General features: G+C 60.4%; 19 protein-coding genes. 7 read left to right on the top strand and 12 right to left on the bottom strand.

What is annotated here, in order from left to right:
* Positions 1-72: 72 nt before the first annotated feature.
* From PY650_RS01025 to PY650_RS01000, 6 genes are all read right to left on the bottom strand, one after another.
* The gene (locus tag PY650_RS01025) at positions 73-1,152 is read right to left on the bottom strand and encodes an ABC transporter ATP-binding protein (protein WP_285877303.1); all 1,080 of its coding nucleotides are present in this window, start codon (positions 1,150-1,152) and stop codon (positions 73-75) included.
* A 44-nt stretch (positions 1,153-1,196) separates the two neighbouring features.
* Complete coding sequence (locus PY650_RS01020) at positions 1,197-2,267, bottom strand: Gfo/Idh/MocA family protein (protein WP_285877217.1); 1,071 nt, start codon at positions 2,265-2,267, stop codon at positions 1,197-1,199.
* A 7-nt stretch (positions 2,268-2,274) separates the two neighbouring features.
* Positions 2,275-3,300 carry a Gfo/Idh/MocA family protein gene (locus tag PY650_RS01015; protein WP_285877216.1) on the bottom strand — a complete coding sequence of 342 codons (1,026 nt, stop codon included), beginning with the start codon at positions 3,298-3,300 and terminating at the stop codon, positions 2,275-2,277.
* A gap of 171 nt (positions 3,301-3,471) precedes the next feature.
* Positions 3,472-4,356, bottom strand: coding sequence for a carbohydrate ABC transporter permease (locus tag PY650_RS01010; RefSeq protein ID WP_432761468.1), 885 nt, complete (start codon positions 4,354-4,356; stop codon positions 3,472-3,474).
* Positions 4,349-5,260: a carbohydrate ABC transporter permease gene (locus PY650_RS01005; protein WP_285877301.1), complete on the bottom strand. Its 912-nt coding sequence runs from the start codon at positions 5,258-5,260 to the stop codon at positions 4,349-4,351. The genes PY650_RS01010 and PY650_RS01005 overlap by 8 nt, the downstream gene beginning before the upstream one ends.
* Positions 5,261-5,321: 61 nt before the next feature.
* On the bottom strand, positions 5,322-6,608 hold the full coding sequence (locus PY650_RS01000) for an ABC transporter substrate-binding protein (RefSeq protein WP_285877215.1): 1,287 nt from the start codon (positions 6,606-6,608) through the stop codon (positions 5,322-5,324).
* Between the two features lie 181 nt (positions 6,609-6,789).
* Here PY650_RS01000 and PY650_RS00995 point away from each other — a divergent pair, with 181 nt between their 5' ends.
* The 4 genes from PY650_RS00995 to PY650_RS00980 all read left to right on the top strand — a co-directional run bounded on the left by PY650_RS00995 (position 6,790) and on the right by PY650_RS00980 (position 11,977).
* Positions 6,790-7,485 carry a TetR/AcrR family transcriptional regulator gene (locus tag PY650_RS00995; protein ID WP_285877214.1) on the top strand — a complete coding sequence of 232 codons (696 nt, stop codon included), beginning with the start codon at positions 6,790-6,792 and terminating at the stop codon, positions 7,483-7,485.
* A 144-nt stretch (positions 7,486-7,629) separates the two neighbouring features.
* Positions 7,630-8,775, top strand: a complete 1,146-nt coding sequence (locus PY650_RS00990; protein ID WP_285877213.1) for a Gfo/Idh/MocA family protein — start codon at positions 7,630-7,632, stop codon at positions 8,773-8,775.
* A 269-nt stretch (positions 8,776-9,044) separates the two neighbouring features.
* Positions 9,045-10,466: a mandelate racemase gene (locus PY650_RS00985; RefSeq protein WP_285877212.1), complete on the top strand. Its 1,422-nt coding sequence runs from the start codon at positions 9,045-9,047 to the stop codon at positions 10,464-10,466.
* A gap of 248 nt (positions 10,467-10,714) precedes the next feature.
* Positions 10,715-11,977, top strand: a complete 1,263-nt coding sequence (locus tag PY650_RS00980; RefSeq protein ID WP_285877211.1) for a Gfo/Idh/MocA family protein — start codon at positions 10,715-10,717, stop codon at positions 11,975-11,977.
* A gap of 27 nt (positions 11,978-12,004) precedes the next feature.
* Here the strand turns inward: PY650_RS00980 and PY650_RS00975 are convergent, their stop codons facing one another.
* The 4 genes from PY650_RS00975 to PY650_RS00960 form a co-directional block, all read right to left on the bottom strand.
* The gene (locus PY650_RS00975) at positions 12,005-12,592 is read right to left on the bottom strand and encodes a transglycosylase SLT domain-containing protein (RefSeq protein ID WP_285877210.1); all 588 of its coding nucleotides are present in this window, start codon (positions 12,590-12,592) and stop codon (positions 12,005-12,007) included.
* 201 nt (positions 12,593-12,793) lie between these two features.
* On the bottom strand, positions 12,794-13,819 hold the full coding sequence (locus PY650_RS00970) for a hydroxyacid dehydrogenase (protein ID WP_285877209.1): 1,026 nt from the start codon (positions 13,817-13,819) through the stop codon (positions 12,794-12,796).
* Positions 13,816-15,672 carry a DUF2264 domain-containing protein gene (locus PY650_RS00965; protein WP_285877208.1) on the bottom strand — a complete coding sequence of 619 codons (1,857 nt, stop codon included), beginning with the start codon at positions 15,670-15,672 and terminating at the stop codon, positions 13,816-13,818. Before PY650_RS00965 ends, PY650_RS00970 begins: the two co-directional genes overlap by 4 nt.
* A 42-nt stretch (positions 15,673-15,714) precedes the next feature.
* Positions 15,715-16,737, bottom strand: coding sequence for a LacI family DNA-binding transcriptional regulator (locus tag PY650_RS00960; protein WP_285877207.1), 1,023 nt, complete (start codon positions 16,735-16,737; stop codon positions 15,715-15,717).
* Between the two features lie 162 nt (positions 16,738-16,899).
* On the opposite strand from PY650_RS00960, the gene PY650_RS00955 reads away from it, so the two are divergent.
* Both PY650_RS00955 and PY650_RS00950 read left to right on the top strand, forming a co-directional pair.
* On the top strand, positions 16,900-18,195 hold the full coding sequence (locus PY650_RS00955; RefSeq protein ID WP_285877206.1) for an ABC transporter substrate-binding protein: 1,296 nt from the start codon (positions 16,900-16,902) through the stop codon (positions 18,193-18,195).
* A gap of 162 nt (positions 18,196-18,357) precedes the next feature.
* Entirely contained in the window at positions 18,358-18,879 is a 522-nt protein-coding gene (locus tag PY650_RS00950) for an ABC transporter permease family protein (protein ID WP_285877205.1), read from the top strand.
* Between the two features lie 60 nt (positions 18,880-18,939).
* Here the strand turns inward: PY650_RS00950 and PY650_RS00945 are convergent, their stop codons facing one another.
* Together PY650_RS00945 and PY650_RS00940 are read right to left on the bottom strand one after the other, a co-directional pair.
* On the bottom strand, positions 18,940-19,968 hold the full coding sequence (locus PY650_RS00945; protein ID WP_285877204.1) for a CorA family divalent cation transporter: 1,029 nt from the start codon (positions 19,966-19,968) through the stop codon (positions 18,940-18,942).
* Positions 19,969-20,077: 109 nt separating this feature from the next.
* The gene (locus PY650_RS00940; RefSeq protein ID WP_285877203.1) at positions 20,078-20,986 is read right to left on the bottom strand and encodes a LysR family transcriptional regulator; all 909 of its coding nucleotides are present in this window, start codon (positions 20,984-20,986) and stop codon (positions 20,078-20,080) included.
* 105 nt (positions 20,987-21,091) lie between these two features.
* On the opposite strand from PY650_RS00940, the gene PY650_RS00935 reads away from it, so the two are divergent.
* A complete protein-coding gene (locus tag PY650_RS00935; RefSeq protein ID WP_285877202.1) occupies positions 21,092-21,937 on the top strand; it encodes an oxidoreductase in 846 nt (281 codons plus the stop codon).
* Positions 21,938-22,019: the final 82 nt, after the last annotated feature.

Here is a 22,019-nt window from a genome sequence, read left to right as displayed (position 1 = left end):
GTGGCAAGGCAAATGCGGAGCCTTATCTCGCCCACCGGGGGCGAAGATAACTCAGTGTCTGCCGCTGTCCGGTCATAATGTTTTTCCATCCGGCGCGAACAGATGGCAGCGCTCGGGATCGATGTGGATGCTGACCGTTTCACCAGCACGGATGGCCTGCTGATCCTCGAGCGCGACCGTTAGCGATTGACCGCCCTGCAGCGTGACGTAGAGGATCGTCTGGCCGCCGAGATGCTCGACGAGATCGACTCGGGCATTGCCCAGTGCCAGGCCGCGATCGCCGACGTTTAGATGTTCTGGGCGGGCGCCGAGGGTGACAGCCTGCCCGGGCTGTAGGCCACCCAGCCGGCGCGGCAGGCGGACGGTCTGGCCATTGAGGTCGATAACGGCGGAGCCGTCGTCCGAGGCGACAATCTTTGCGTCGAGGAAGTTCATCTTCGGCGAGCCGATGAAGCCGGCAACGAATTTGTTCCGCGGCTTGTTGTAGAGATCGAGCGGGGCGCCGACCTGTTCGATGTTGCCGCCATTCAGCACCACGATCTTGTCGGCCATGGTCATGGCCTCCGTCTGGTCGTGGGTGACGTAGATCATGGTATTGCCGAGCCTCTGATGCAGGCGGGCGATTTCGACGCGCATCTGCACGCGCAGTTCGGCGTCGAGATTGGAAAGCGGCTCGTCGAAGAGGAAGATCTTCGGTTCACGCACGATGGCGCGACCGATGGCGACGCGTTGGCGCTGGCCGCCGGAGAGCTGCTTCGGCTTGCGCTGCAGGAGCTGCTTGATCTGCAGGATCTCGGCCGCTTTCTCGACGCGCGGCTGAATCTCCTGCTTCTTCATGCCCGCCGTTTCCAGGCCGAAGGCGAGGTTCTTGTAGACAGACATGTGCGGATAAAGCGCATAGGACTGGAACACCATGGCGATACCACGCTTGGAGGCGGGGACGTCATTCATGCGGCTTCCGTCGAGATAGAGCGCTCCGCCGGAAATCGGCTCCAGGCCGGCGATCATGCGCAGCAGTGTGGATTTGCCGCAACCGGAGGGACCGACGAATACGGCGAATTCGCCGGGCTCAATTTCTAGGTCGATGCCGTGGACGACCTCGAGCTCGCCATAACGCTTGATAACCTTCTGCAGCGAGACGCTTGTCGCCATGGGCGCTTCCTCCTTGTTCGTCCTGATGGCTTGCACTTCCGTCGTCATGCCGGCCTCCAGCTCTTATATTTCGTACTCTCCGGGCCGACTGGAAAGCGGACTTCGGTGCGGGTTTCCGACGATTCGTAGAACGCCGTCACCAGCTCCAGCGCCTGACGGGCGTCGACCGTGGTCACGGGCAGCGGCCCGCCGGAAATCAGCGCCTCATGGAACAGCTTCATCTGCGTGTTGAAACGGATCGGTACCGGTGTCCAATCGGCAAGCAATGCATCGATCTTCGCCGCCACCTCGTCATTGGCGGGGACGATTTTCCACGGGTCCTGGCCGGGGCTGTAGGGCTCATGGTTGCTTTCGATCAGGACGTTTTCGAAGGCGAGGCGCAGTCGGCTGATCTGTTCCTGCGAACCGAGCGTAGCGCTGATCGTCGCAAGCCCACCGTTTTCCATCAGCAGGCTGGCGCTGGCGCAATCTTCCACTTCGATATCGTTGACCCGGGTTGCGACGCGACCGAAGAGGCCGGCGATCGGGCCCATCAGATAGGTCAGCATGTCGTGCAGGTGGATCGAATGCGTCATCAACACGCCGCCAAGTTCCGTCGCCCATTTACCGCGCCAAGGAACTGCATAATATTCTCCAGTACGGACCCAGTGGGTTTCGGAGGTGGCGACATAGGGCTTGCCGGCGATGCCGGCATCGATGATGCGCTTGGCCTTCTGGATGCCGTCGCCATAACGGTATTGGAAGATCGGCATCAGTTTGCCCTTCGCCGTCTTTTCCGCCGCGATAACGGCGTCGATATCGGCGAGCGAGCCGACCAGCGGCTTTTCACAGACCACATGCTTGCCGGCGGCGAGTGCCTGCAGGATCAGTTCGAAATGCGAACCGGGCGGCGTGCAGATGTCGACAATATCGATATCGGGCATGTTCAGGACTTCGACGAAATCCTTGATACGCCTTGAAATGCCGAATTCGTCGCCGATGGCGTTCAACCGCTCTTCGTTGAGATCGCAGACCACGGCGACTTCGAAGCGGTTCGGATGCGGCAGGTAGCCTTCGACTATATGCGAGCGGCCGATGCCGAGACCGATGACTGCCACTTTCTTTACGTCGGACATGTGCAAATTACCTTTGTACGCTGTTGGTCGATGTTGCTTCGGCCAGAGCCTGCGCCTTAAGCGCCAACTCCATGGCTTTGAAGCAATGATCTTGCCCCATAGCCGTTTCGGTGCGGTCTCTGATATCGGCGGCCAGTTGCCGGCCGTAGGGCAGCTCGACGCCGCTGCAATCGATATGCTGCACGCCCTTGCGGTCGGTGAGGAAAAGATGATCCGTGCCAGGACGGCCGGCGACGTCGATATATTTGCGCAGCTCAATCGTGCCTTCGGTGCCGACGATGAAAAAGCGGCCGTCGCCCCAGGTGGAAAGGCCGTCGGGCGTGAACCAGTCGACGCGGATATAGCCGGTGACATCAGGCGTGCGCAGATGGAGATCGCCGTAATCCTGCAGGCCGGGCGTGTCGGGATTGGCGCGGTTCGACACTGTTGCCGACAGAATCTCGGCTTCCAGTGAGTCTGCGAAAAACAGAAACTGCTCGCATTGATGCGAAGCGATGTCGGTGATGATGCCGCCATAGCGCTTGCGGTCGAAGAACCACTCCGGCCGTGTCGGCTTGCGCAAGCGGTGCGGCCCAAGGCCGGTCGTATGGATGACCTTGCCGATGGCGCCGGCCTTGACTAGTTCGCCCGCCTTGACGGTCGAAGCGGTTTCGAAATGTTCGGAATAGAGGATCGAGACGATGCGCTTGGTCTCGGCCTGTACCTTTCGCACTTCCGCGAGCTGATCCAGCGTCACCATGCCGGGCTTGTCGAGCATTACGTCCTTGCCGTGGCGCATGGCCTCGATGGCAAGGCCTGTCCGCTCGCTGGAAACAGCTGCGCTGACGATCAGCGCGATGGAGCTGTCTTCCAGAATTTCCCTCTTGTCGGCAACGCGTCTTGCCTGCGGAAAGCGTCCGGCGAAGATGGCCGCAAGGTCGTCCTCCACGGCGTGAAAGGCGACGAGTTCGGCGCCGGTCCGTAGCATGACGTTGACCTGGCCGTAGATGTGATCGTGATTGAGGCCGATGGCGGCAAAGCGCAGCGCGCTCATGCGACATTTCCTTTCAGTGGGTTTCTCAAGAGCATTTCCGTCTCCAATGAAGCTTGGAAAAGCTCTCTGATTGTTTCACACAATTCCAGACGCAAAACCGTTTCGCACTTTTGCTGGAATTGCTCTGGTTACGGTCCCAAACCTTGGGCATTCGGGACCGTAGGGCTCGTGTCAGCGCTTGAGGCCGGCGGTCGCTATGCCGTCGATCAGCAGCCTCTGGAAGAACAGGAAGATCAGGAAGACGGGGATCAGCGAGATGCTCGACATCGCAAATAGGCTGCTCCAGTCGGAGCTTCCGGTCGAGTCGACGAAAGAGCGTAGGCCAAGCTGCACCGTGTAGGTGTTGATGTCGGAGAGGTAGATCAGCGGGCCGAAGAAATCGTCCCAGGTCCAGATAAAGGAGAAGATGGCGGCGGTTGCCAGAACCGGCAGCGACAGTGGCAGCATGATGCGCCAATAGATACGCCAGGGGCTGCACCCGTCCATCATTGCCGCTTCGTCGAGTTCCCGGGGGATGCCGCGGAAGAACTGCACCATCAGGAAGATGAAGAAGGCGTCGACGGCCAGGAATTTCGGCACGACCAGCGGCAGAATGGTTTTCACCCAGCCGAGCTTCAGGAACAGGATATATTGCGGGATTAGCGTCACGTGATAGGGCAGCATCAGCGTGCCGAGCATGAGCGCGAACCAGAAATTCTTGCCCCAGAAATTCAGCCGAGCAAAGGCATAGGCGGCCAGCGAGCACGAGACGACATTGCCGATGACGGAAAGGATGGCGATGACGACGGAGTTCCAAACGAACGAGCCGAAGGTGACCTGCCCGCCGAACCAGCCGCGGTAAAATGAGCTGAAGTCGAATTGCGACGGGATCAGCGAGGCCGTGCCGAAGATTTCGTTCTGGTCCTTGATTGAGCCGGACAGCATCCAGAGCAGCGGGTAGAGCATCACGATCGATGCGCCGACCAGGCAGACATGGATGATGACGGACAGGAACCAGGGGCGCTCGCGCGGTGGGTTCAGATCGTCGGGAAAGTGGGTGAGCTTCGCGTCAGTCATCGTAGTGGACCCAATAACGAGCGGAGAGGAAGGAGAAGGCGGTGAAGATCGCGATGATGATCACGAGGACCCAGGCAAGCGCCGCGGCGTATCCCATGCGGAAATAGCCGAAAGCCTCCTGGTAAAGGTAGAGCGTGTAGAACAGCGTCGAGTCGATCGGGCCGCCGGTGCCGGAAGAGATGACATAGGCCGGCGTGAAGGCTTTAAAGGCATCGATGGTCTGCACGACGGCATTGAAGAAGATAACCGGCGTCAGCAGCGGCAAGGTGATCTTGAAGAAAATCCGCGCTTTCGATGCGCCGTCGAGGCTTGCCGCCTCATAGAGATCTGTCGGGATCTGCCGAAGGCCGGCAAGGAAGATGATCATCGGCGAACCGAACTGCCAGATCGCCAGAATGATGAGGGTGTAGAGCGAATAGTTGGGGTTCGAAATCCAGCTCGGGCCATTGATGCCGAACACGTACCACAGCAGCGTGTTGACGACGCCGTCGCCATCGAAAATCTGCCGCCAGAGCACGGCAATGGCGACGCTGGAGCCGAGGAGTGATGGCAGATAGAAGATGGCACGATAGATCGTCAGGCCACGAATACCACGGTTGAGCAACAGCGCCACCATCAGCGCGAAGGCAAGCTTCAGCGGGACCGAGCAGACGACATAGAACAAGGTCACCCGCATAGACGAGATGAACTTGTCGTCGCCTGTGGCGATGCGCGCATAATTGTCTAGCCCCACCAGATGTGGCGCCTGCAGCAGGTTATAGTCGGTGAAGGATAAATACAGCGACACGATCGCTGGTCCAAGCGTGAGGCCGAAGAAGCCGATGAACCAGGGCAGGAGAAACAGATAGCCTGGCGCGTTGCGGGCAAACGCGCCCGGCGCCTTCTGGTATGTTTCGACGCGCACCGGCGCGCTCGCGCCGATGGCCAAGCCACCGGCGACGCTGTTGCGGTTTGTACCCACGGTATTAGCCTCGCGTTACGTTTGCCGCCGCCTGTTCGACGAACTTCGCTCCAGCGTCCTGCGCGCTGGTTCTGCCGAAGGCTACTTCCTCGGCGATCTTCTTCAGCAGGAAGGCATTTTCGCCGGCGCCGTTCGGCGGGGACGGCGGCAGCGCCCCGACCTGCGGCGTCAGGCGGCCGATATAGTCGACGACCTGCTTGCTTGCGGCATCGAGATCCGGCGTCAACAGCCCGCGGATCTTGGAGGAAGCCGGAACGCCGCGCTCGACGCCGAGCGCCTTGGTGCCGTCAGGGTCTTCCACCAGATAGTTGACGAAGGCGACCGCAGCGTCCTTGTTGGGCGATGTCGCCGAAACCGACATCAGCATCGCCGGCTTCAAATATTGGCCGGGTTTGCTGTCCGGGCCGGGATTCGGATAGGCGAAGAGGTCAAGCTTTTCCTTGCCGAGGCCCTGGATGGCGATGAACTGGTTGGAATGGGCGAAACAGACAGCTGCTTTGCGCAGCGCGATCATGTTCGTCTCGATGGTCAGCTGATCAAGTGCTTGGACATCGGCCGGCACGCAGGCTTTGATATCGCGCATATGGCCCCAGAAGGCAAACCAATCCGCGGCGTCCTTGGCCTCCAAGGCGAGCTTGCCGTCGGGGGTATAAAGGGCCTTGCCGCGCTGGCGCAGCCAGCATTCGAAAGAGGGCTCGACGCCGCTCGCGTCCTGCGAGCCATAGAATCCGCGGCGCTTGCCGGCAGCCGTCACCTTGGCGCATGCCTCAGCGAATTGATCCCAAGTCATGCCGTCGTGCATCGGCTCGACGCCCGCTTCCGCCCAGGCGACGGTGTTGACGGCGGCCATGCTGGAATTGACGCCGAGATTGACGCCGTAAAGCTTGCCGTCGACCTTGCCGGAATCGATGTTGGGCACGCCGAAATCGTCGATCGCCAGGGCCTTTCCCATATAGGGCGTGAAGTCGAGCAGCGTGCCGCGGCGCGCATATTCGAAGATGTAGCGATAATCCATCTGGATCAGGTCGGGTGCATTGCCGCCCGCGGTCTGGGTGGCCAGACGTGTCCAGTAATTGTCCCAGCCGAAGGACTCGCCAGCGATGGAAACGTCGGCATTCTTGGCCTGATAGGCTTTGATGGCCGCTAGCGTGCGGTCGGTTCGCTCCTTCGAACCCCACCACAGAAAGCGCATCGAGGTTGCCGCGTTGGCGCGGCCGAGCCCGATACCGCCGAAAGCGGCGGTGGCTGCCATACCAGCTAGTAATTGCCGGCGATTGATCGCGAAAGTCATCCTGGTCTCCTCCCCAGTTAACCGGTGATTTACGAACTGCTTTCCATGATATAACTATTTGGTTACAAGTTGGATAGAAACGCGACCGCTGTCAAGCGTCAATCGTATCACAATCAAAACGACCAGCGCTGAGGCTGGAGCGTCCGTTGCGAAAGAGATAGATCGGGGAGGAAAAATGTCCATGGTGGCCAGAGCAACGCAAGGAACGGAAAAATCAGCGAAAGCAGGCGTTTACGGGAATTCGGAAACGGCTCCGAAGAGGGCGCCGCGCAATCCGCAGCGCACCCATGCAACGATCCTGGAAGCGGCGACGGAGGAATTCGCCGCGCATGGCTTTGGCGGCGCCAGAGTGGATGCGATCGCGGCGCGGGCGCAGACCAACAAGCGCATGCTCTATCACTATTTCGGCGACAAGGAGGGGCTTTACGTTGCCGTGCTGGAAGCGACCTATGCAGCGATCCGCAGCGCCGAGAAGATTCTCGATCTTGCCAACCGCGATCCCGAGGAAGGGGTGCGAGAGCTTGCGCTCTTCACCTGGCATCATTTTCTCGACCATCCGGAATTCTTGAGCCTGCTTGTCACCGAAAACCTACATGAAGCACGCTATCTGAAGCGTTCCGACAAGATTTCGGCGATGCACTCGCACTTCATCGACGAGCTCGCCGACGTACTGCGACGAGGTGAAGCAGCCGGTATCTTTCGGCCGGGCATTGATCCGGTGTCCGTTTACCTTACCATCGCCGCGCTCGGTTTCTTCTACCTGTCCAATCGCCATACGCTTTCGACGATTTTCGCCCGAAAGCTGACGGCGCCGGCAGCGCTGAAAACCTGGGGCGAGCACATCGTTGCGGTGACCCTGGCCTCGATCAAGGCCTGACCACTGTCAGAAATTTTCGAAAGGCAATTGACAAATCCGGAGATATCGCGCGATCGTGTAACTATATAGTTACCTTGGCAGGTCAACCAAGCCTTTGCTTTTCCTGACTCTGGGGGGAGACGGGTCAAATATACAGGAGGGATCATGAAGCGCGTTGGTATCATCATGCATGGTGTCACGGGACGCATGGGGCTGAACCAGCATCTCATCCGCTCGATCGTGGCGCTTCGCGCTGAAGGCGGCGTACTGCTGTCGAACGGCGAACGAGTCATGCCCGATCCGGTGCTTGTCGGCCGCAATGCGGCGCGGCTGGAGGTGCTTGCCCGCAAATACGGCATCGAACGCTGGACAACCGATCTCGAGGGCGCGCTCGCGGATCAAAACGATGCGATCTTCTTCGACGCGGCGACCACCCAGATGCGCGCCGAGCTGATTTCGAGGGCGCTGGACGCCGGCAAGCATGTCTATTGTGAAAAGCCGATCTCCGTCGACTTCGATACGGCGATAGCGCTCGCCCGCAAGGCCAAGGCCTCCGGCCTGAAGAACGGCGTCGTACAAGACAAGCTGTTTCTGCCGGGCCTCCGCAAGATCGCTATGCTCCGCGATAGCAATTTCTTCGGCAAGATCCTCTCCGTGCGCGGCGAATTCGGCTATTGGGTATTCGAAGGCGACTGGCAGTCGGCGCAGCGCCCGTCGTGGAACTATCGCAAGAAAGACGGCGGCGGCATCATCCTCGATATGCTCTGCCACTGGCGCTATGTGCTCGACAATCTCTTCGGACCGGTGAAGGCCATCAGTTGCCTGGGCGCCACCCATATTCCCGAACGCGTCGATGAGGCCGGCCACCGTTATGTAGCGGATGCCGACGATGCGGCTTACGCCACATTCGAACTGGAAGGTGGCGTCATCGCCCACATCAATTCCTCCTGGGCCGTGCGTGTGCGCCGCGATGACCTCGTGACCTTCCAGGTGGACGGCACGCATGGCTCGGCGGTGGCGGGACTGACGCGGTGCTGGACTCAACATCGTGTCAACACGCCAAAGCCGGTCTGGAATCCCGACCAGCCGCAGACGATCGACTTCTACAATACCTGGGACGAAGTGCCGGACAATCAGATCTACGAAAACGGCTTCAAGATCCAGTGGGAAATGTTCCTGCGCCACGTGCTCGAAGACGCGCCCTGGCGCCACACGCTGACGGAAGGCGCCAAGGGCGTCCAGCTCGCTTCTCTCGGTCTGAAGAGCTGGGCCGAGCGCCGCTGGCTTGATGTTGAGCCGCTGGAGATTTGAGGGATGATGGCTCCCCAAATATTGGGATGGCCGCGATATCCCGCGGGTGCTGCCTCTATCCGCCTGGCCCCGCGCCCCAGCCATCTCACCGCTTTTGTGAGGAGAGGGGACGACCGGGCAAAGGCGTGCTTACCATTCGCGCAAAGCGGCGCTTGGCGCAATAGAATTCCCTCGCCCCGCTTGCGGGGAGAGGGCCGGGGCGAGGGGCCAGGCACGCAGAAGCGGCACGGTGGGACTCAGCCTGACAATCACAGGAGCTGTCTGAACCGATGATCGAACCGTTGAAAATCAGACTTGTCGAGGCCGAGACTTTCGAACGGCCGGTGACATTGCGGCTTCCTTTCCGCTTTGGAGCGGCGACGCTGCGGCACGCGCGGCAGATTTTTCTGCGTGTCCGCATCGAAGACAACCGCGGCAGTTCGGCGAGCGGCATGGCGGCGGAGCTGATGGTGCCGAAATGGTTCGATAAATCGCCGGAACTCTCCAACGCCGACAATGAGAACCAGCTTCGCCGTTCGCTGGCGCTAGCGCTCGACGCCCTGAAAGGTGCGGGATTGGGCACGGCTTTCTCGCTGCATTCGGCCGTCGAAGCAGCCCATCATGCGCGGGCCGCGGCCGAGACACTGAACGGCCTTGTCGCGTCCTTCGGCTTGGCGCTCGCCAATCGGGCGATTCTCGATGCTCTTTGCCGGCTGGAAGGGTTGCCTGTCGCGCAGGCGATCAGGGCCAATCGCCCCGGCATCGATGCATCGACGGCCCCCGATTTGGCAGGTTTCGACCTGCGGGGTTTCCTGTCGAAATTGGCACCGGCCGAAAGCCTTGCCGCGCGCCACACGGTCGGTCTGGTCGATGCCATCCGCGCAGGCGACATCCAAGTGGCCGATCGTCTGAATGACGGCCTGCCGGAGAGCTTCGAAGAGGCGATCGACGCCTATGGCCTGACCTTCTTCAAAGTGAAGGTGTCTGGTGTTCCCGATGCCGATATCGACCGTCTCTGCCGCATCGCCGCTGTTATCGACGCCAAGATGCCGGCCTATTCCGTAACCCTTGACGGCAATGAGCAATTTGGCTCCGCCGAAGCCGTCGCCGATTTACTGGCGCGCATCAAGGCTGAGCCGCGGCTCGCCCGGTTTGCGGCTTCGATCCTGTTTGTCGAGCAGCCAATTGCCCGAGCCCATGCCTTCGAGAAGCCGGTCGCGGCACTCGCCGCCTTCAAGCCGGTCGAGATCGATGAATCCGATGCCGATATCAATGCTTTCGTCACAGCTAGGCGGCTCGGTTATACCGGGATCTCTTCCAAATCCTGCAAGGGCTTCTATCGCTCGCTGCTGAACCGTGCGCGCGTTGCCAAGTGGAGCGCCGATGACGGCACCGCCTATTTCATGTCGGCGGAGGACCTGACGACACAGGGCGGCCTCGCGGTACAACAGGATCTGGCGCTCGCCTCGCTGATCGGCATGACGCATATTGAGCGCAACGGCCATCACTACGTCGATGGCATGGCCGGCGCCCTCGAGGCTGAGCAGGCGGCTTTCGCGCGGGTTCATTCTGATTTGTATGCCGTTGGCGACGGGCGGACTCGGATGAAGATCGAGCGTGGAAGGATCGCCATTGGTTCGGTCATCGGCGCGATCGGCCTCGGTTCGTCCGTCGAGCCGGACTGGAGCGCGATGGAGGCGTCGCCGAAGTAGGACCCTGGTTGAGCCAGGCGCGTTTGTCTTTGACGTACTGTCGTGCATGGCCCTCACCCTAGTCCTCTCCCCCGCTCAGGCGGCCGGGGGACTGCGGAGCAAGCCAATCGATCCAACCACTAGGATCAAGGCAACATCATGCACGATAAACCCCCGTTGCCCCGAGGGTTAGGGTGAGGGACCAGGCAACGAGGTGCGGCCGAGCAGGCTGACCTGACCATCGTAATTGCAGATTCTGGAGGAAAAACATGCCGTCATCGAAGAAACGCTATGCCCTGGTCGGCACGGGCAATCGCGGCGCCACCATGTGGGGCAAGGATCTGGTCGAGAGATGGAGCAACGAAGTTGAGCTGGTCGCCGTCTGCGATCTGAACGCGATGCGAGCCAAGCGCGCGCTGGAATATATCGGCACCTCGGTGCCCGTCTATACCGATTTCGACGAGTTGCTGCGGATCGAAACGCCCGATCTCGTCATCGTCTGTACCCGCGATTCCACCCATGATGACCTGATCGTCAAGGCGCTGGAAGCCGGCGCCAATGTCATCAGTGAAAAGCCGATGACGACGACTGTCGACAAGATCAAACGCATCCTCAATGCCGAGGCGCGGACGGGCAAGCGGCTCGATGTATCCTTCAACTATCGTTTCGCGCCGACGGCAGCGAAGATCAAAGAACTCATCAACTCCGGCGCTATCGGGGATGTCACGTCGGTCGATTTTCATTGGTATCTCGATACCAGTCACGGCGCCGATTATTTTCGACGCTGGCATGCCTTTGTCGAAAATTCCGGCAGTCTCTTCGTTCACAAGGCGACACACCATTTCGACCTTCTGAACTGGTACCTCGATTCTGATCCGGAAACGGTGTCCGCCTTTGCCGATCTCAAGCATTATGGCCGCAAGGGTCCTTTTCGCGGCGAGCGCTGTCGCACCTGTCGGTACAAGGACGAGTGCGATTATTATCTCGATATCAGCGCCACGCCGCTCTTTGAGAGCCTTTATGAAGACCCGTCCACGATTGATGGCTATGTCCGCGACGCCTGCGTCTTCCGCGAGGACATCGATATTCCCGACACGATGGTTGCCGCGATTCGCTATCGCAACGGCGTCAACGTCTCCTATTCGCTGAACACCTACATGCCGATCGAGGGTCACCACATCGCTTTCAATGGTCACAAGGGCCGTATCGAGCTGCGGCAATATGAGAAGCAGCATTGGACGACACCGCCGGCCGACGAGATCGTCGTCATGAAGAATTTCAGCGATGTCGAGCGCATCTGGGTGCCCTATTCCTCGGGCGGCCACTACGGCGGCGACGATCGGCTGCGCAACATGCTGCTGCGGTCCGGGCCGAATGACGAGCTGCGGCAGCGCGCGGGCTCCCGCGCCGGCGCGCTCTCGGTTCTCTGCGGTATCGCGGCACTGGAAAGCAGCCGAACCGGCCAGCAGGTGTCGCTCGCCGATATCTGGGGCCAGGATGAGGGGCTCAATTTGCTCGAGGCGCGGCCTTAGCGGCTCGCCTCGACCGGCAACATCAGTTCAGTTACAAGTGCGCAACTGCGAGGCATAGAGCGCGGACATGCTGGCGACCTTCTGGGCAGTGCGCTCCAGGTCGGCATTGCCGCGCCAGGCTCCCTGCTGATAGCCCTTCCAACCAACATAATAAGCCAGATAAAGATTGTAGGGATCGTTCAGCGGGATTCCGTTCCGAGCATGGCTCTGGGCGTGATACCAGCCGATGAATTCGATCGCGTCGGCGAAGTCCGAGCGGCGTGCGCCCCAGCGGCCCGTGTCGCGCTGATAGTGATCCCAGGCGCCGTCGAGCGCCTGAGAATAGCCGTAGGCACTGGAAGGCCGCGTCCACGGAATGAAGCCGAGCAGCTTTCTGCGCGGCGGCCGGGCATGCGGCTGGAAGCCGGACTCTGCGTAGATCGTCGCCATCAGGATCGGCACGGGCACGCCATATTCCCGCTCGGTACGCTCGGCGGCGCGCTGCCAATTGTTGAACCAGCCGTCGCGCTGATCGAAGATCGCGCAGACATTGCGGGTATGGGACGGAGCTGTGGCGCAGCCTGCCAGCACGGCGAACAGCAGTACGGCGGCGATGGATAGGATACGGGTACGCATGACTAGAACCTCTTCATCGCCACGCCGCGCGTCTTGTGGACGCAAAGGACGCAACAACAACTTGTTGGCGCATGGTCCCTTCCAAAAATTCGTAGCCGAAATTTTGGCGGGCACGCGCAGCGAGATTACTAGCCCGGAATGATTAAAATCGGGTTTTCCGCCCGTGCCGAAATGGGGCGGTTTGGTGATAATTCCGAGGCTTTAGGCCATGCGCGCCAGGTCGTCGCGACGGATTTCGTAGAGCAAGGACTTGCCCTCGATGAAGCGGACGACCTCCTCGACCGCCATCTCGCCGAGGCGGGTGCGTTCCAGGCCGACGGCGCCGGCGATGTGCGGCGTCAGGAAGACATTCGGCAGCTCGTAGAAGGCAGAGCTTGGCTCCGGGATTTCGGGATCGGTGACGTCTATGATGGCGTCGATGCGGCCGGTTTTAAGCGTCGCGAGCAGGGCGGCTTCATCGACCAGCGCGCCGCGCGCCGTGTTGATGAAGGTCGCACCCGGCTTCATCAGCGACAGGCGTTGAGCGTCGACCAGATGCCGCGTCGCCGGCAGTGACGGGGCATGAAGCGAGACGATGTCGGCGCGGGCCATCAAGGCGTCGAGCTCGGTCTTTTCGACGCCGAGGCGCCGTGCGTCCGTGTCGTCGACCATCGGATCGCAAAGCAGGATCTTGTAGTCGAATGGCGCGAGCAGTTCGATCACCCGCCGGCCGATACGGGATGCGCCGATGATGCCCACTGTTCGGCAGTAGTTGCCGATCGATTGGCTCTGCATCGGCTGCGTGCGGCCGCGATGACGGTCGGCGACATAGATATCGCGAAAACGGAAGACCTTCTTGCCGGCAAAGATGATGGCGGCGAGCGTAAATTCGGCGACCGGCAGGGCATTGGCCTGAGCCGCATGGCTTACCGATATCCTTCTGTCGAACAGGCTGTCCTCGATCAGCCCCTTCACGGTTCCGGCTGCGTGTGCCACCAATTTCAGATGCGGTGCCCGCGCCAGCGCGGCGGCGTCGATAGGCGGCGAGCCCCAACCGGTGATCAGGATTTCCGTCTCGCCAAGCAGCTTTCGCGCCCTTTCGTCGTCAAAGCGCTCCATAGGTGCGGCATCGAGCACGCGACCGACCGTATCGAGCCGCTGGATCAGTTCCGATGTCAGAACATGCTGCGTGCGCGACGGCATCATGGCGAAGGCTATGGCGGGCAGCTTGGAAGCGGGTTCTGTCATGCTAGCAGTCCCGGCGCTTCGATGGCGCTGACGGCGACGCCCTTTTCGGCAATCAGCGCGCGCAAGGCATCGAGATCGGGTTTTGCCGGCGGCGTTGTCCAGGCGCCGGAGACGACAGCGGGGTCGTGTTCGGCGAGGACGGCGGAAACGAGGATGGTTTCGCCTGTGGGGATCGCCCCGCGCAATTGCGGTACCAGTGTCTTGGCGACGATCAGGTTGGTGTTCGGCGGCGCCTTCTGTGCCAGGCCGTCGCGCGCCACAGTCGAGCCGAGATCGACAATGCCGCTGAAATCCGCCTCGCCGACGACATAGGCAGCACCTTTCTGCGAAGAAAGCGTATCGGTCTCGAAATCCCGCCGGGCAATGGCAAAGCCGCCTTCGGCGGTGTGCAGCGGCCGTGGTGTAGTGATCTTGTGCAGCCGGATATGCCAGGGTGCCGCGGGGATCAGCCAGGTTTCGACCGTGACACCAGACCAGGGCGACCACTTGGCATAGAGCGTATCGCCGGCAAGCTTCGCCTCTTCATTTGCCTCACGGACGCGGTAGTGTAGGCCATCGTCGCTGAAAGCAAGCATGCCGTCGAAGGCGCCGCCGGCAAAGGCGCGCTCGTCGCTTTCGACGCTGAAACCATAGCGGGCGGAATAGGCAAATTTGGCGTATTTTTCTGGCCCGAAGCGCATCTGCAGGTTTTCCTGGCCGGAAGACAGCGCCACGACATCCGCTTTGCCATGCATCATCACCATGCCGGGGTGCTTCAGCGGCACGATCGCCGGTTCGGCGACCAGCGGGTTTTCCTCGGCCGTCCAGAAGGGATGTGTCTCGGAGAGCGCCAGCGGTAGGAAGGCCTTGAAGGCCCAGTAGGGGGAGCCGGCGGAATTGTAGTTTTCCGACATCAGCAGGTTGGGATATCCATAGCCGATCGGCAATGTACCGTCGCGATTAGCGATCGGCTTGTCGGCCCACCAGCGCAGGTGGCGCAGGCAAAGCCCCTTTATCTCACCCCAGGGGAGCGCCTCGACGTCGGCAAAGGCGAGCGCCGACCAGAAGCCGGCGCAGGCGAAGCGATAGGTTAGGCTTCGGCCGAAAGGTACGGTGGCGCCGTCGGGCGCGAACCAGTGGCGGAAATCCTTGGCAAAAAGGACTGCGCGTTCGCGGTAACGGTCGGCGCGGTCGTCGTCGACGAGCTTGGAATAGATCAGCCCGTAGAAGTGCATGGCGAAGGGAATGTAATGATCGATGCGCCTGACATTGCCGTCGCGATACCAGCCATCCGCGATATAAAGTCCGTCCAATTCCCTGAGGTAGTCTTCAGTCAGGCTGCGGTCGAACTCGATGCCGAGCCGGTCGAGGGCGATATCGACGAGGACACGGAAGAATTTCCAATTGTTGTCGGCATAGTCGAATGTGCGGGCGTGCTTGAGATAGGCGACGAGATTGTTGCGGGCTCTATTGTCGAGCGGCTGCCAAATCTTGTCGGGCACGAGCGTAAGCGCAAAGCCTAGGGCGGCGAGTTCGACCATGCGCTGATCGCGGCCGTTGACGGTGCCCCAATATTCCGGATGGCTGGGATCGACGCCATTGGCGATCCCTTCGGCATAGCGGTTCCAATGACCAAAGTCGCCGCCGCCGGCGCCAAGCGGCGCGAGGCCCCAGAGCGGACGGGCAAAACCCTCAAGATCAGCGGCGGCGCGGTCGAAATGCGCGCCGGCGGCGTCGATGCGAACGCGGGCATTGCCCTTTGAGAAATAAGGAAGCAGCGGATAGAACAGGTCGATCAACGCGCGGCGCATATCGGTGCGGTTCTCCAGCGGATTGCCGGCAAGCGGGTTGGTGCTGGCGGGGTCGTAGATCATGGGTCTGGCTCTTCTTCGGTCGTTGCCGCTAAAGATGCGGGATCAGGTTTCGGGCGGAAGGGTGCCGCCGGGGACGGGTATGACGGCATGGCAAACTTGGCGCGCGGGCGCCTCGCGTTTGCGGAAACGGGTGGTCATCAGGCCAATGGCTTCACGCCCGATGGCGACGCGGTCGACACGCATGGTGGCCAGGCGTGGATTGGTCATCAGCGCACAGGGTAGGTCGTCGAAGCCGACGATGGCAAAGTCATCCGGCACGCGCAAACCGGCTTCCGTGACCGCTTCGAGCACGCCGACAGCGACGAAATCATTCATGCAGAAGGCCGCGGTAAAACTGCGATCCTCGGCAAGGGCGGCGATGGTGGCGGCGTGGGCTTCGGCGGTGGCGCTGCCCCGGAATGTCAGCGGCACAAGCCGGCCTTCACCGCCCTCGACGGAAGCAATCGCCGCTTCAAAGCCACGGATACGCTCGAGGATCGTCTGGCGATGCGATCCGGTTAGATGCAGAATGCGGCGATGGCCGGCGTCGATCAGACGGCGGGTCGCGGCATAGGCACCAAAGAAATTCGAGGGGGAGACTCCGTCGAAGCGGAGCCTTGAATCGCTGCCGTTGACGAGCACGAGCGGCGTGCCGCTGTCTTCCAGCCAGATGCGCAACTCGTCGGACGGATCGATACCGACGAGAAACAGACCCTCGGCGCCCGCCGTCTGGAGATACTCCCTCACATGATCCGGCGCTGTCCTCGCTTCGCGAACGAGGCGGATGTCGAATGGCATGCCGCGCTCCGCCGCTTCGGCGCGTAGACCCTCGACAATGCCTTCGTAAAAGACGCTCAGGCCGCCCGTGACGCTGTCGCTGGCGATCAGCGCCAGCGCGGCCGGCATGGTTTCTGCGGCCTGTTTCACAGGGTAGCCCAAATCGCTCGCAACCTTGAAGATGTGCTGGCGGATCGCATCGCTAATTCCAGGCTCATTGGTCAGCACCCGCGACACCGTCGAGACGGAGACGCCGGCCCTGCTGGCAATATCGGCTTGCCTGACACGTTTTGATCGAACTTCACTCATGTCAGCAATAGTTATGCAAATTATGCAAATTTGCAAGAAAAAGATTGTTTGTTGCGTTCAGCAAATAAATTGCATATTCTCATCCAGAATATTTCCGCGGAAGGCGTCGGGAGGTCGTCGCGGATAGCAAACAATGGGTATCGCAAGAGAAGGAGGAATCTCATGCGCATGAATCGCCGTTCATTCATGATTGGAACTGCCGGAGCCGCCGCGGGCCTCGCTTTCGGTGCCGGCGGTTCGCTGCCTGCCTTCGCCGAACCGACGAAATTGCGGGCGACGTGGTGGGGCTCGCCCGATCGCAACAAGCGTACGGTCGCTGTCGCCGAACTGTTCCATACCAAGAACCCCGATATTTCTGTTGTCGGCGAAAGCATCAGCGGCGACGGCTATTGGACCAAGCTCGCGACGGCTATGGCAAGCCAGGACATTTCCGACGTCTTCCAGCTCGAGCCGAGCACGATATCGGACTATTCGAAACGGGGCGCCTGCCTGGCTCTCGACCAGTTCGTGCCCTCGACGCTGAAGGTGGACAGCTTCGGCAAGGATATGCTGAAGCTGACGACGGTCGACGACAAGCTCTATGGCGTCGGCCTTGGTTTGAATTCTTTTGCGCTGTTCTATGATGAGGATGCTTTCAAGAAGGCCGGCCTGACGCCGCCCGGTCCAAAAACGACCTGGGCCGAATATGCGGATCTGGCGGTTGAAATGACCAAGGCGGCTGGCAAGCGCGGCTATTGGGGAGGCCCCTACGGCGCACGCTATAATTATGTCTTCGATGCCTGGCTGCGCCAGCGGGGCAAGAGCCTCTATACGGATCAGGGCAGTCTCGGTTTCGGCGTCGACGACGCCAAGGAATGGTACGCCTATTGGGAGGATCTGCGCCAGCGAGGCGGCACAGTTTCCGCCGATGTACAGACGCTCGACCAGAACGTCATCGAGAGCAATAGCCTGGCGCTTGGTAAGTCGGCCATGGGCATGGCCTACTCCAACCAGCTGGTCGGTTATCAGCTCGTGGTCAAAAGCAAGCTCGCTATCACGCTTCTGCCACGCGAAAAGAAGGATGGTCCTTCGGGCCATTATTACCGCCCCGCTCTGATCTGGAGCGTCGGCGCCACCACCAAAAACGGCGAAGCTGCTGCGAAATTCATCGATTTCTTCGTCAACGATATTGATGCCGGCAAGATTCTCGGCGTCGAGCGCGGCGTGCCGATGTCCCCGGCCGTTCGCGCCGCCGTCCTGCCTATGCTCAATCCGACCGAGCAGCAGACGGTAAAATATGTCGATTTATTGAAGGATCAGGTCGGCGCTTATCCCGTGCCAGCGCCGCTCGGGGCGACCGAATTCGACCAGAACGTCATGCGCCCGGTCGCGGATCAGCTCGCTTTCGGCAAGATCACGGTTGCGGAAGCCGCGCAAAAGCTGGTGGATGAAGGGAAGGCAAAGCTCAAGAGGAGCTGATAGATAGCTGGCTATATTGGTGCTTGTCATGCGATTTCCCGTTTTGCCGCAACAATGCGCCTAAGCTCCAACCCTCTCCCGGCACTGCGGCGAGAGGGTCAGGGGCTGATTGTGCTTAGCGGCGCCTTCCATTGAGAACGCCGCCGAAAAATCAGTCAAAAAGTGGCGATCGACCTCGGCGAGATAGCGCTTGACCTTTTCCGGGATGAGATCGACGCCCACGCGAGGACGGTCGATGACATCGAGGAAGCCGTTCCTGACGATCACCTCCGGCAGCCCTTCGTGCCACCGCATTGGCTGCCAAACGCGCCGACGATCGCCAATTGCATCACGGTGATGTTTAAATCCAACATTCCACGCTATTTCATGAACAGCGTCATCACCTCCGTCGGCTTGACAGTGCTGGCGTTTATCCTTGCCATCTTCGCCTATTGGGGCCTGATCCTCGTCTACATGATCAGCGCACTGGCGCTTAGCGTCTGGATGCTGACCAGCTATGTCAAGGCGATACCGATCGAGCTCGAGGAACGGCGATCGTCGATGGCGCCTCGCGCCTCGGCATCCCCTTTCGCATCACCCTGTCGCTCTCGATACCGGGGCTGGTGGTGGTGCTTGTTTATGTCTTCGTCACCACCTGGAACGAGTTCATCTTCGGGCTCTGCTTTGCGACCGACAGTTCGCTGAAAACACTGCCGATCGGCCTTGCCGAATTCTAGACCGAGTTCAATACCGACTGGCGCAGGGTTAAAGCCAGTTGATGCGCTTCAGCACCCAGAGGGTGGCGACCGAGCTTACCGTGACGAAGATCACAATGATGACGAACGCCCAGGTGTCGTTGACCCCGGGAATACCGCCGACATTCATGCCGAACAGGCCGGCCACTACACTCGGCGGCAGAAGCAGGGCGGCAAGCGCGGCGAGGCGGTTGGAATTGCGGGCGATGCGTTCGCTGATGACGGTCGACAGGTCGTCGTGCAGAATGCTGGTGCGGTCGCGGATGGCGTCGAGATACTCGATATAGCGCATCAGCTTGTCGATCACTTCGCGCATGCGCAGCTTGTCGCGTTCGGCAAGCCAGGGCGCGTCGTCATGTTCGATGCGGCTCAGTGCATCGCGCTGTGGCGCGAGATAACGGCGAAGCTGCACCGCGCGTCGGCGCAAAAGCTTCAGCCGTTCGCGCACCTGACTGGCGTCGCCATGAAAGATCAGCTCGTCGAGTTCGTCCACCTCTTCATCCATTGCGTCGAGTACCGGTTCGAGATCGCGCACCAGTTTGTCTCCGATCAGGGCGAGCAGGTCGCCGGTACGCTGCGGCCCCTTGCTCTTCTCCAGCGACAGACGAATATCGCGCAGCGCCGTGATGTAGTGGCCGCTGTCGCGGAGGGAGACGATGCGGTTGCCATCGACCCAGAGATGCAGGGGCACCAGGTCGATATCTGCAGGTTTCTGGGCCGCACCATCCGGCGAGGTGGCGCAGACGCCACGCAGGATGATCAGCAGCCCATCGCCCACCGGCTCGACGCGGGGGCGGGAATCCTCCTCCAGGAGGGCTTCGATGACGAAAGGGTCGAAGCCGCTTTTGTGCTTGACCCACTCGGCGGCGGCCGGGTGATCGCGCTCGAGATGCAGCCAGGTCACGCCCTCTCCGGGTTTCCAGGCACTGACCTCGTCCATGCAGAGCTGCTTGCAGCCGCCATGTCCGTCGAGCTGGGAGGCGAAACGCAACCCCGGCTCGGTGCCGTAGGCGACAGCAGAGGTGTTCGATGCTCCCATTGCGCCTTGATCCACCCCGCAGTCCACAGAGCCAAAAACGCAAGCGGCACAATAGCTTGTAGCGTGCCGCATATCAGTTTATCAGGCCGCACTAAAGTCGCAAGCGCTACTACGCCAGTTGAGATTTCAGCCTATATTTGGCGACGTCGATGAATGCGCGGAGCTTTGGCGCGGAGGCGGCACGTTTTGGATAATAGAGAAACAGGCCAGGCTCTTCGATTGCCGTTTCAGGCAGTAGCTGCTTCAGCTTTCCGCTTTCAATTTCTGCTCTCGCCAGAGGTTCCATGAGATAGGTGATGCCGACGCCCGCCAAAGCAAGTTCCTTGGCATAGGTGGCATCGGTCACGATCGAGCTTCCCCTGACGGCAACGGAGACCATGGTTCCGCCGTCGTTTAATTCCCAGTCGTAGAGGCTGCCCGCGGTAATTTGCCGAAATCCGATACAGTTGTGACTTGCGAGTTCGGGTATGGCCCGTGGCTCGCCCATTCGTGTCAGATAATCCGGCGCTGCGGCGAGGATCATCTTGAAGGGAGCGGTCAGACGCGTGGCGACCATGTCCTGTGCGATCATTTCTCCGAGCCGTACTCCGGCGTCGAAACCGCCGGCGATAATATCAATCGATGCATCGTCGATGGCGATCTCCACTGTCAGTTGGGGGAAACGCTGCGAGAGTTCGACGACGACAGGGGTGATTGCCAAAGCCAGCGCGGTCCGAGGGACATTGAGACGCAGCAGGCCCGTTACATTGCCCGTGTTTGCGCGAAATTGATCAAGTCCGTCTTCGATCTGCGAGAAACCCGGTCCGATGATGCCCAAAAGATCGTTTCCAGCTTCCGTCAAGGCGACACTTCGGGTGGTGCGGGCAAACAATGTCGCGCCAAGCCGCGACTCGACCGTTCGGATTGCGTGGCTCACTGCAGAGGGGCTCAGGCTTAGCTCCCCAGCCGCGCCGGCGAAACTGCCCAGGCGTGCCACCGCAAGAAATACCGGCAAGTGCGCAAGGAGATCGCGGTCCATTCATGAAGCCTGTTGCATAAGGAGTGCGGATAGAACCATATTATCAATCTATCTCCTGCCGATATAGTCGCCACCAACATCAACTGCGGTCAGGAGATCACCGCTATGTCCACCTCGACACCCACCTGGTTCATCACTGGCGCCTCATCCGGATTTGGCCTTGCATTTGCCCGACATGCGCTCTCGAAAGGTTACAATGTCGTTGCCACCGCGAGAACGAGAGGAAAACTTCAATCACTGCGGCCGGAGAGTGGCGATCGGCTTTTGACAGTCGAACTCGATGTGAAACGCGCCGGCGCCGCGGAGCAAGCCATTGCCGCCGCCATTATGACGTTCGGTGGCATAGACGTCCTCATTAACAATGCAGGCTATGCAATTGTCGGGGCGCTGGAGGAAACGCCGGAGGCCGAAGTCCGGGCTCTCATGGATACGAATTTCTTCGGTGCCATGGCTGTCACTCGCGCCGCGCTTCCCCACATGCGGGAAAGAGGAAAGGGCGCGATCGTCAATATTTCCAGCATGGGAGGCCAGATGTCCTTTGCGGGTGTCGGAGCCTATTCCGCAACGAAATTCGCTCTGGAAGGTTATTCGGAGGCACTTGCTCAGGAATTGGCGCCGTTCGGGATCAAGGTACTCATCGTCGAGCCAGGTGCCTTCAGAACGTCGCTTGTCAGTAGTGCCGAGCGCTTCATGCCGAGCCATGACGCCTACCGGGAGACGCTTGCTGGCATTCGGAAAGCGATGCTTGATATGGACGGAACCCAGGCTGGCGATCCACTAAAAGCCGCCGCGGCGATCGATATTGCGTTGGCTAGCAGCAACACACCGCTACGCATTCAATTGGGTGATGACGCAATCGATGCAGTCCGCCAGCATGCGGAGCGGTTACTCGCCGATCTCGAAATTTGGAAGGATGTCGGTTCGAATACGCGGCTTGACGTCTCAGACTGAGGTTTGAAGCCGGCGACCACTTCTCCAACCTTTGTCTTCTCCCCGCGGGCGGGGGAGAAGACGGGGGAAAGCACAATTTTCG

It is taken from the genome of Martinezella calliandrae (assembly GCF_030272695.1).
In the GTDB taxonomy this organism is placed as follows: domain Bacteria; phylum Pseudomonadota; class Alphaproteobacteria; order Rhizobiales; family Rhizobiaceae; genus Rhizobium; species Rhizobium calliandrae.
Note: the sequence above shows the minus strand (reverse complement) of the source record. Positions and strands in the feature narration are given on the sequence as shown.

Bases quoted from the DNA above. Each gene is read 5' to 3' on its own strand.
- PY650_RS00940 (WP_285877203.1), bottom strand. From the start codon at position 20,986: ATGGACCGCGATCTCCTTGCGCACTTGCCGGTATTTCTTGCGGTGGCA.
- PY650_RS01010 (WP_432761468.1), bottom strand. From the start codon at position 4,356: ATGACTGACGCGAAGCTCACCCACTTTCCCGACGATCTGAACCCACCG.
- PY650_RS00985 (WP_285877212.1), top strand. From the start codon at position 9,045: ATGATCGAACCGTTGAAAATCAGACTTGTCGAGGCCGAGACTTTCGAA.
- PY650_RS00990 (WP_285877213.1), top strand. From the start codon at position 7,630: ATGAAGCGCGTTGGTATCATCATGCATGGTGTCACGGGACGCATGGGG.
- PY650_RS00970 (WP_285877209.1), bottom strand. From the start codon at position 13,819: ATGACAGAACCCGCTTCCAAGCTGCCCGCCATAGCCTTCGCCATGATG.
- PY650_RS00975 (WP_285877210.1), bottom strand. From the start codon at position 12,592: ATGCGTACCCGTATCCTATCCATCGCCGCCGTACTGCTGTTCGCCGTG.
- PY650_RS00960 (WP_285877207.1), bottom strand. From the start codon at position 16,737: ATGAGTGAAGTTCGATCAAAACGTGTCAGGCAAGCCGATATTGCCAGC.
- PY650_RS00955 (WP_285877206.1), top strand. From the start codon at position 16,900: ATGCGCATGAATCGCCGTTCATTCATGATTGGAACTGCCGGAGCCGCC.
- PY650_RS00945 (WP_285877204.1), bottom strand. From the start codon at position 19,968: ATGGGAGCATCGAACACCTCTGCTGTCGCCTACGGCACCGAGCCGGGG.
- PY650_RS01025 (WP_285877303.1), bottom strand. From the start codon at position 1,152: ATGGCGACAAGCGTCTCGCTGCAGAAGGTTATCAAGCGTTATGGCGAG.
- PY650_RS01000 (WP_285877215.1), bottom strand. From the start codon at position 6,608: ATGACTTTCGCGATCAATCGCCGGCAATTACTAGCTGGTATGGCAGCC.
- PY650_RS00980 (WP_285877211.1), top strand. From the start codon at position 10,715: ATGCCGTCATCGAAGAAACGCTATGCCCTGGTCGGCACGGGCAATCGC.
- PY650_RS00965 (WP_285877208.1), bottom strand. From the start codon at position 15,672: ATGATCTACGACCCCGCCAGCACCAACCCGCTTGCCGGCAATCCGCTG.
- PY650_RS00995 (WP_285877214.1), top strand. From the start codon at position 6,790: ATGGTGGCCAGAGCAACGCAAGGAACGGAAAAATCAGCGAAAGCAGGC.
- PY650_RS00935 (WP_285877202.1), top strand. From the start codon at position 21,092: ATGTCCACCTCGACACCCACCTGGTTCATCACTGGCGCCTCATCCGGA.
- PY650_RS01015 (WP_285877216.1), bottom strand. From the start codon at position 3,300: ATGAGCGCGCTGCGCTTTGCCGCCATCGGCCTCAATCACGATCACATC.
- PY650_RS01020 (WP_285877217.1), bottom strand. From the start codon at position 2,267: ATGTCCGACGTAAAGAAAGTGGCAGTCATCGGTCTCGGCATCGGCCGC.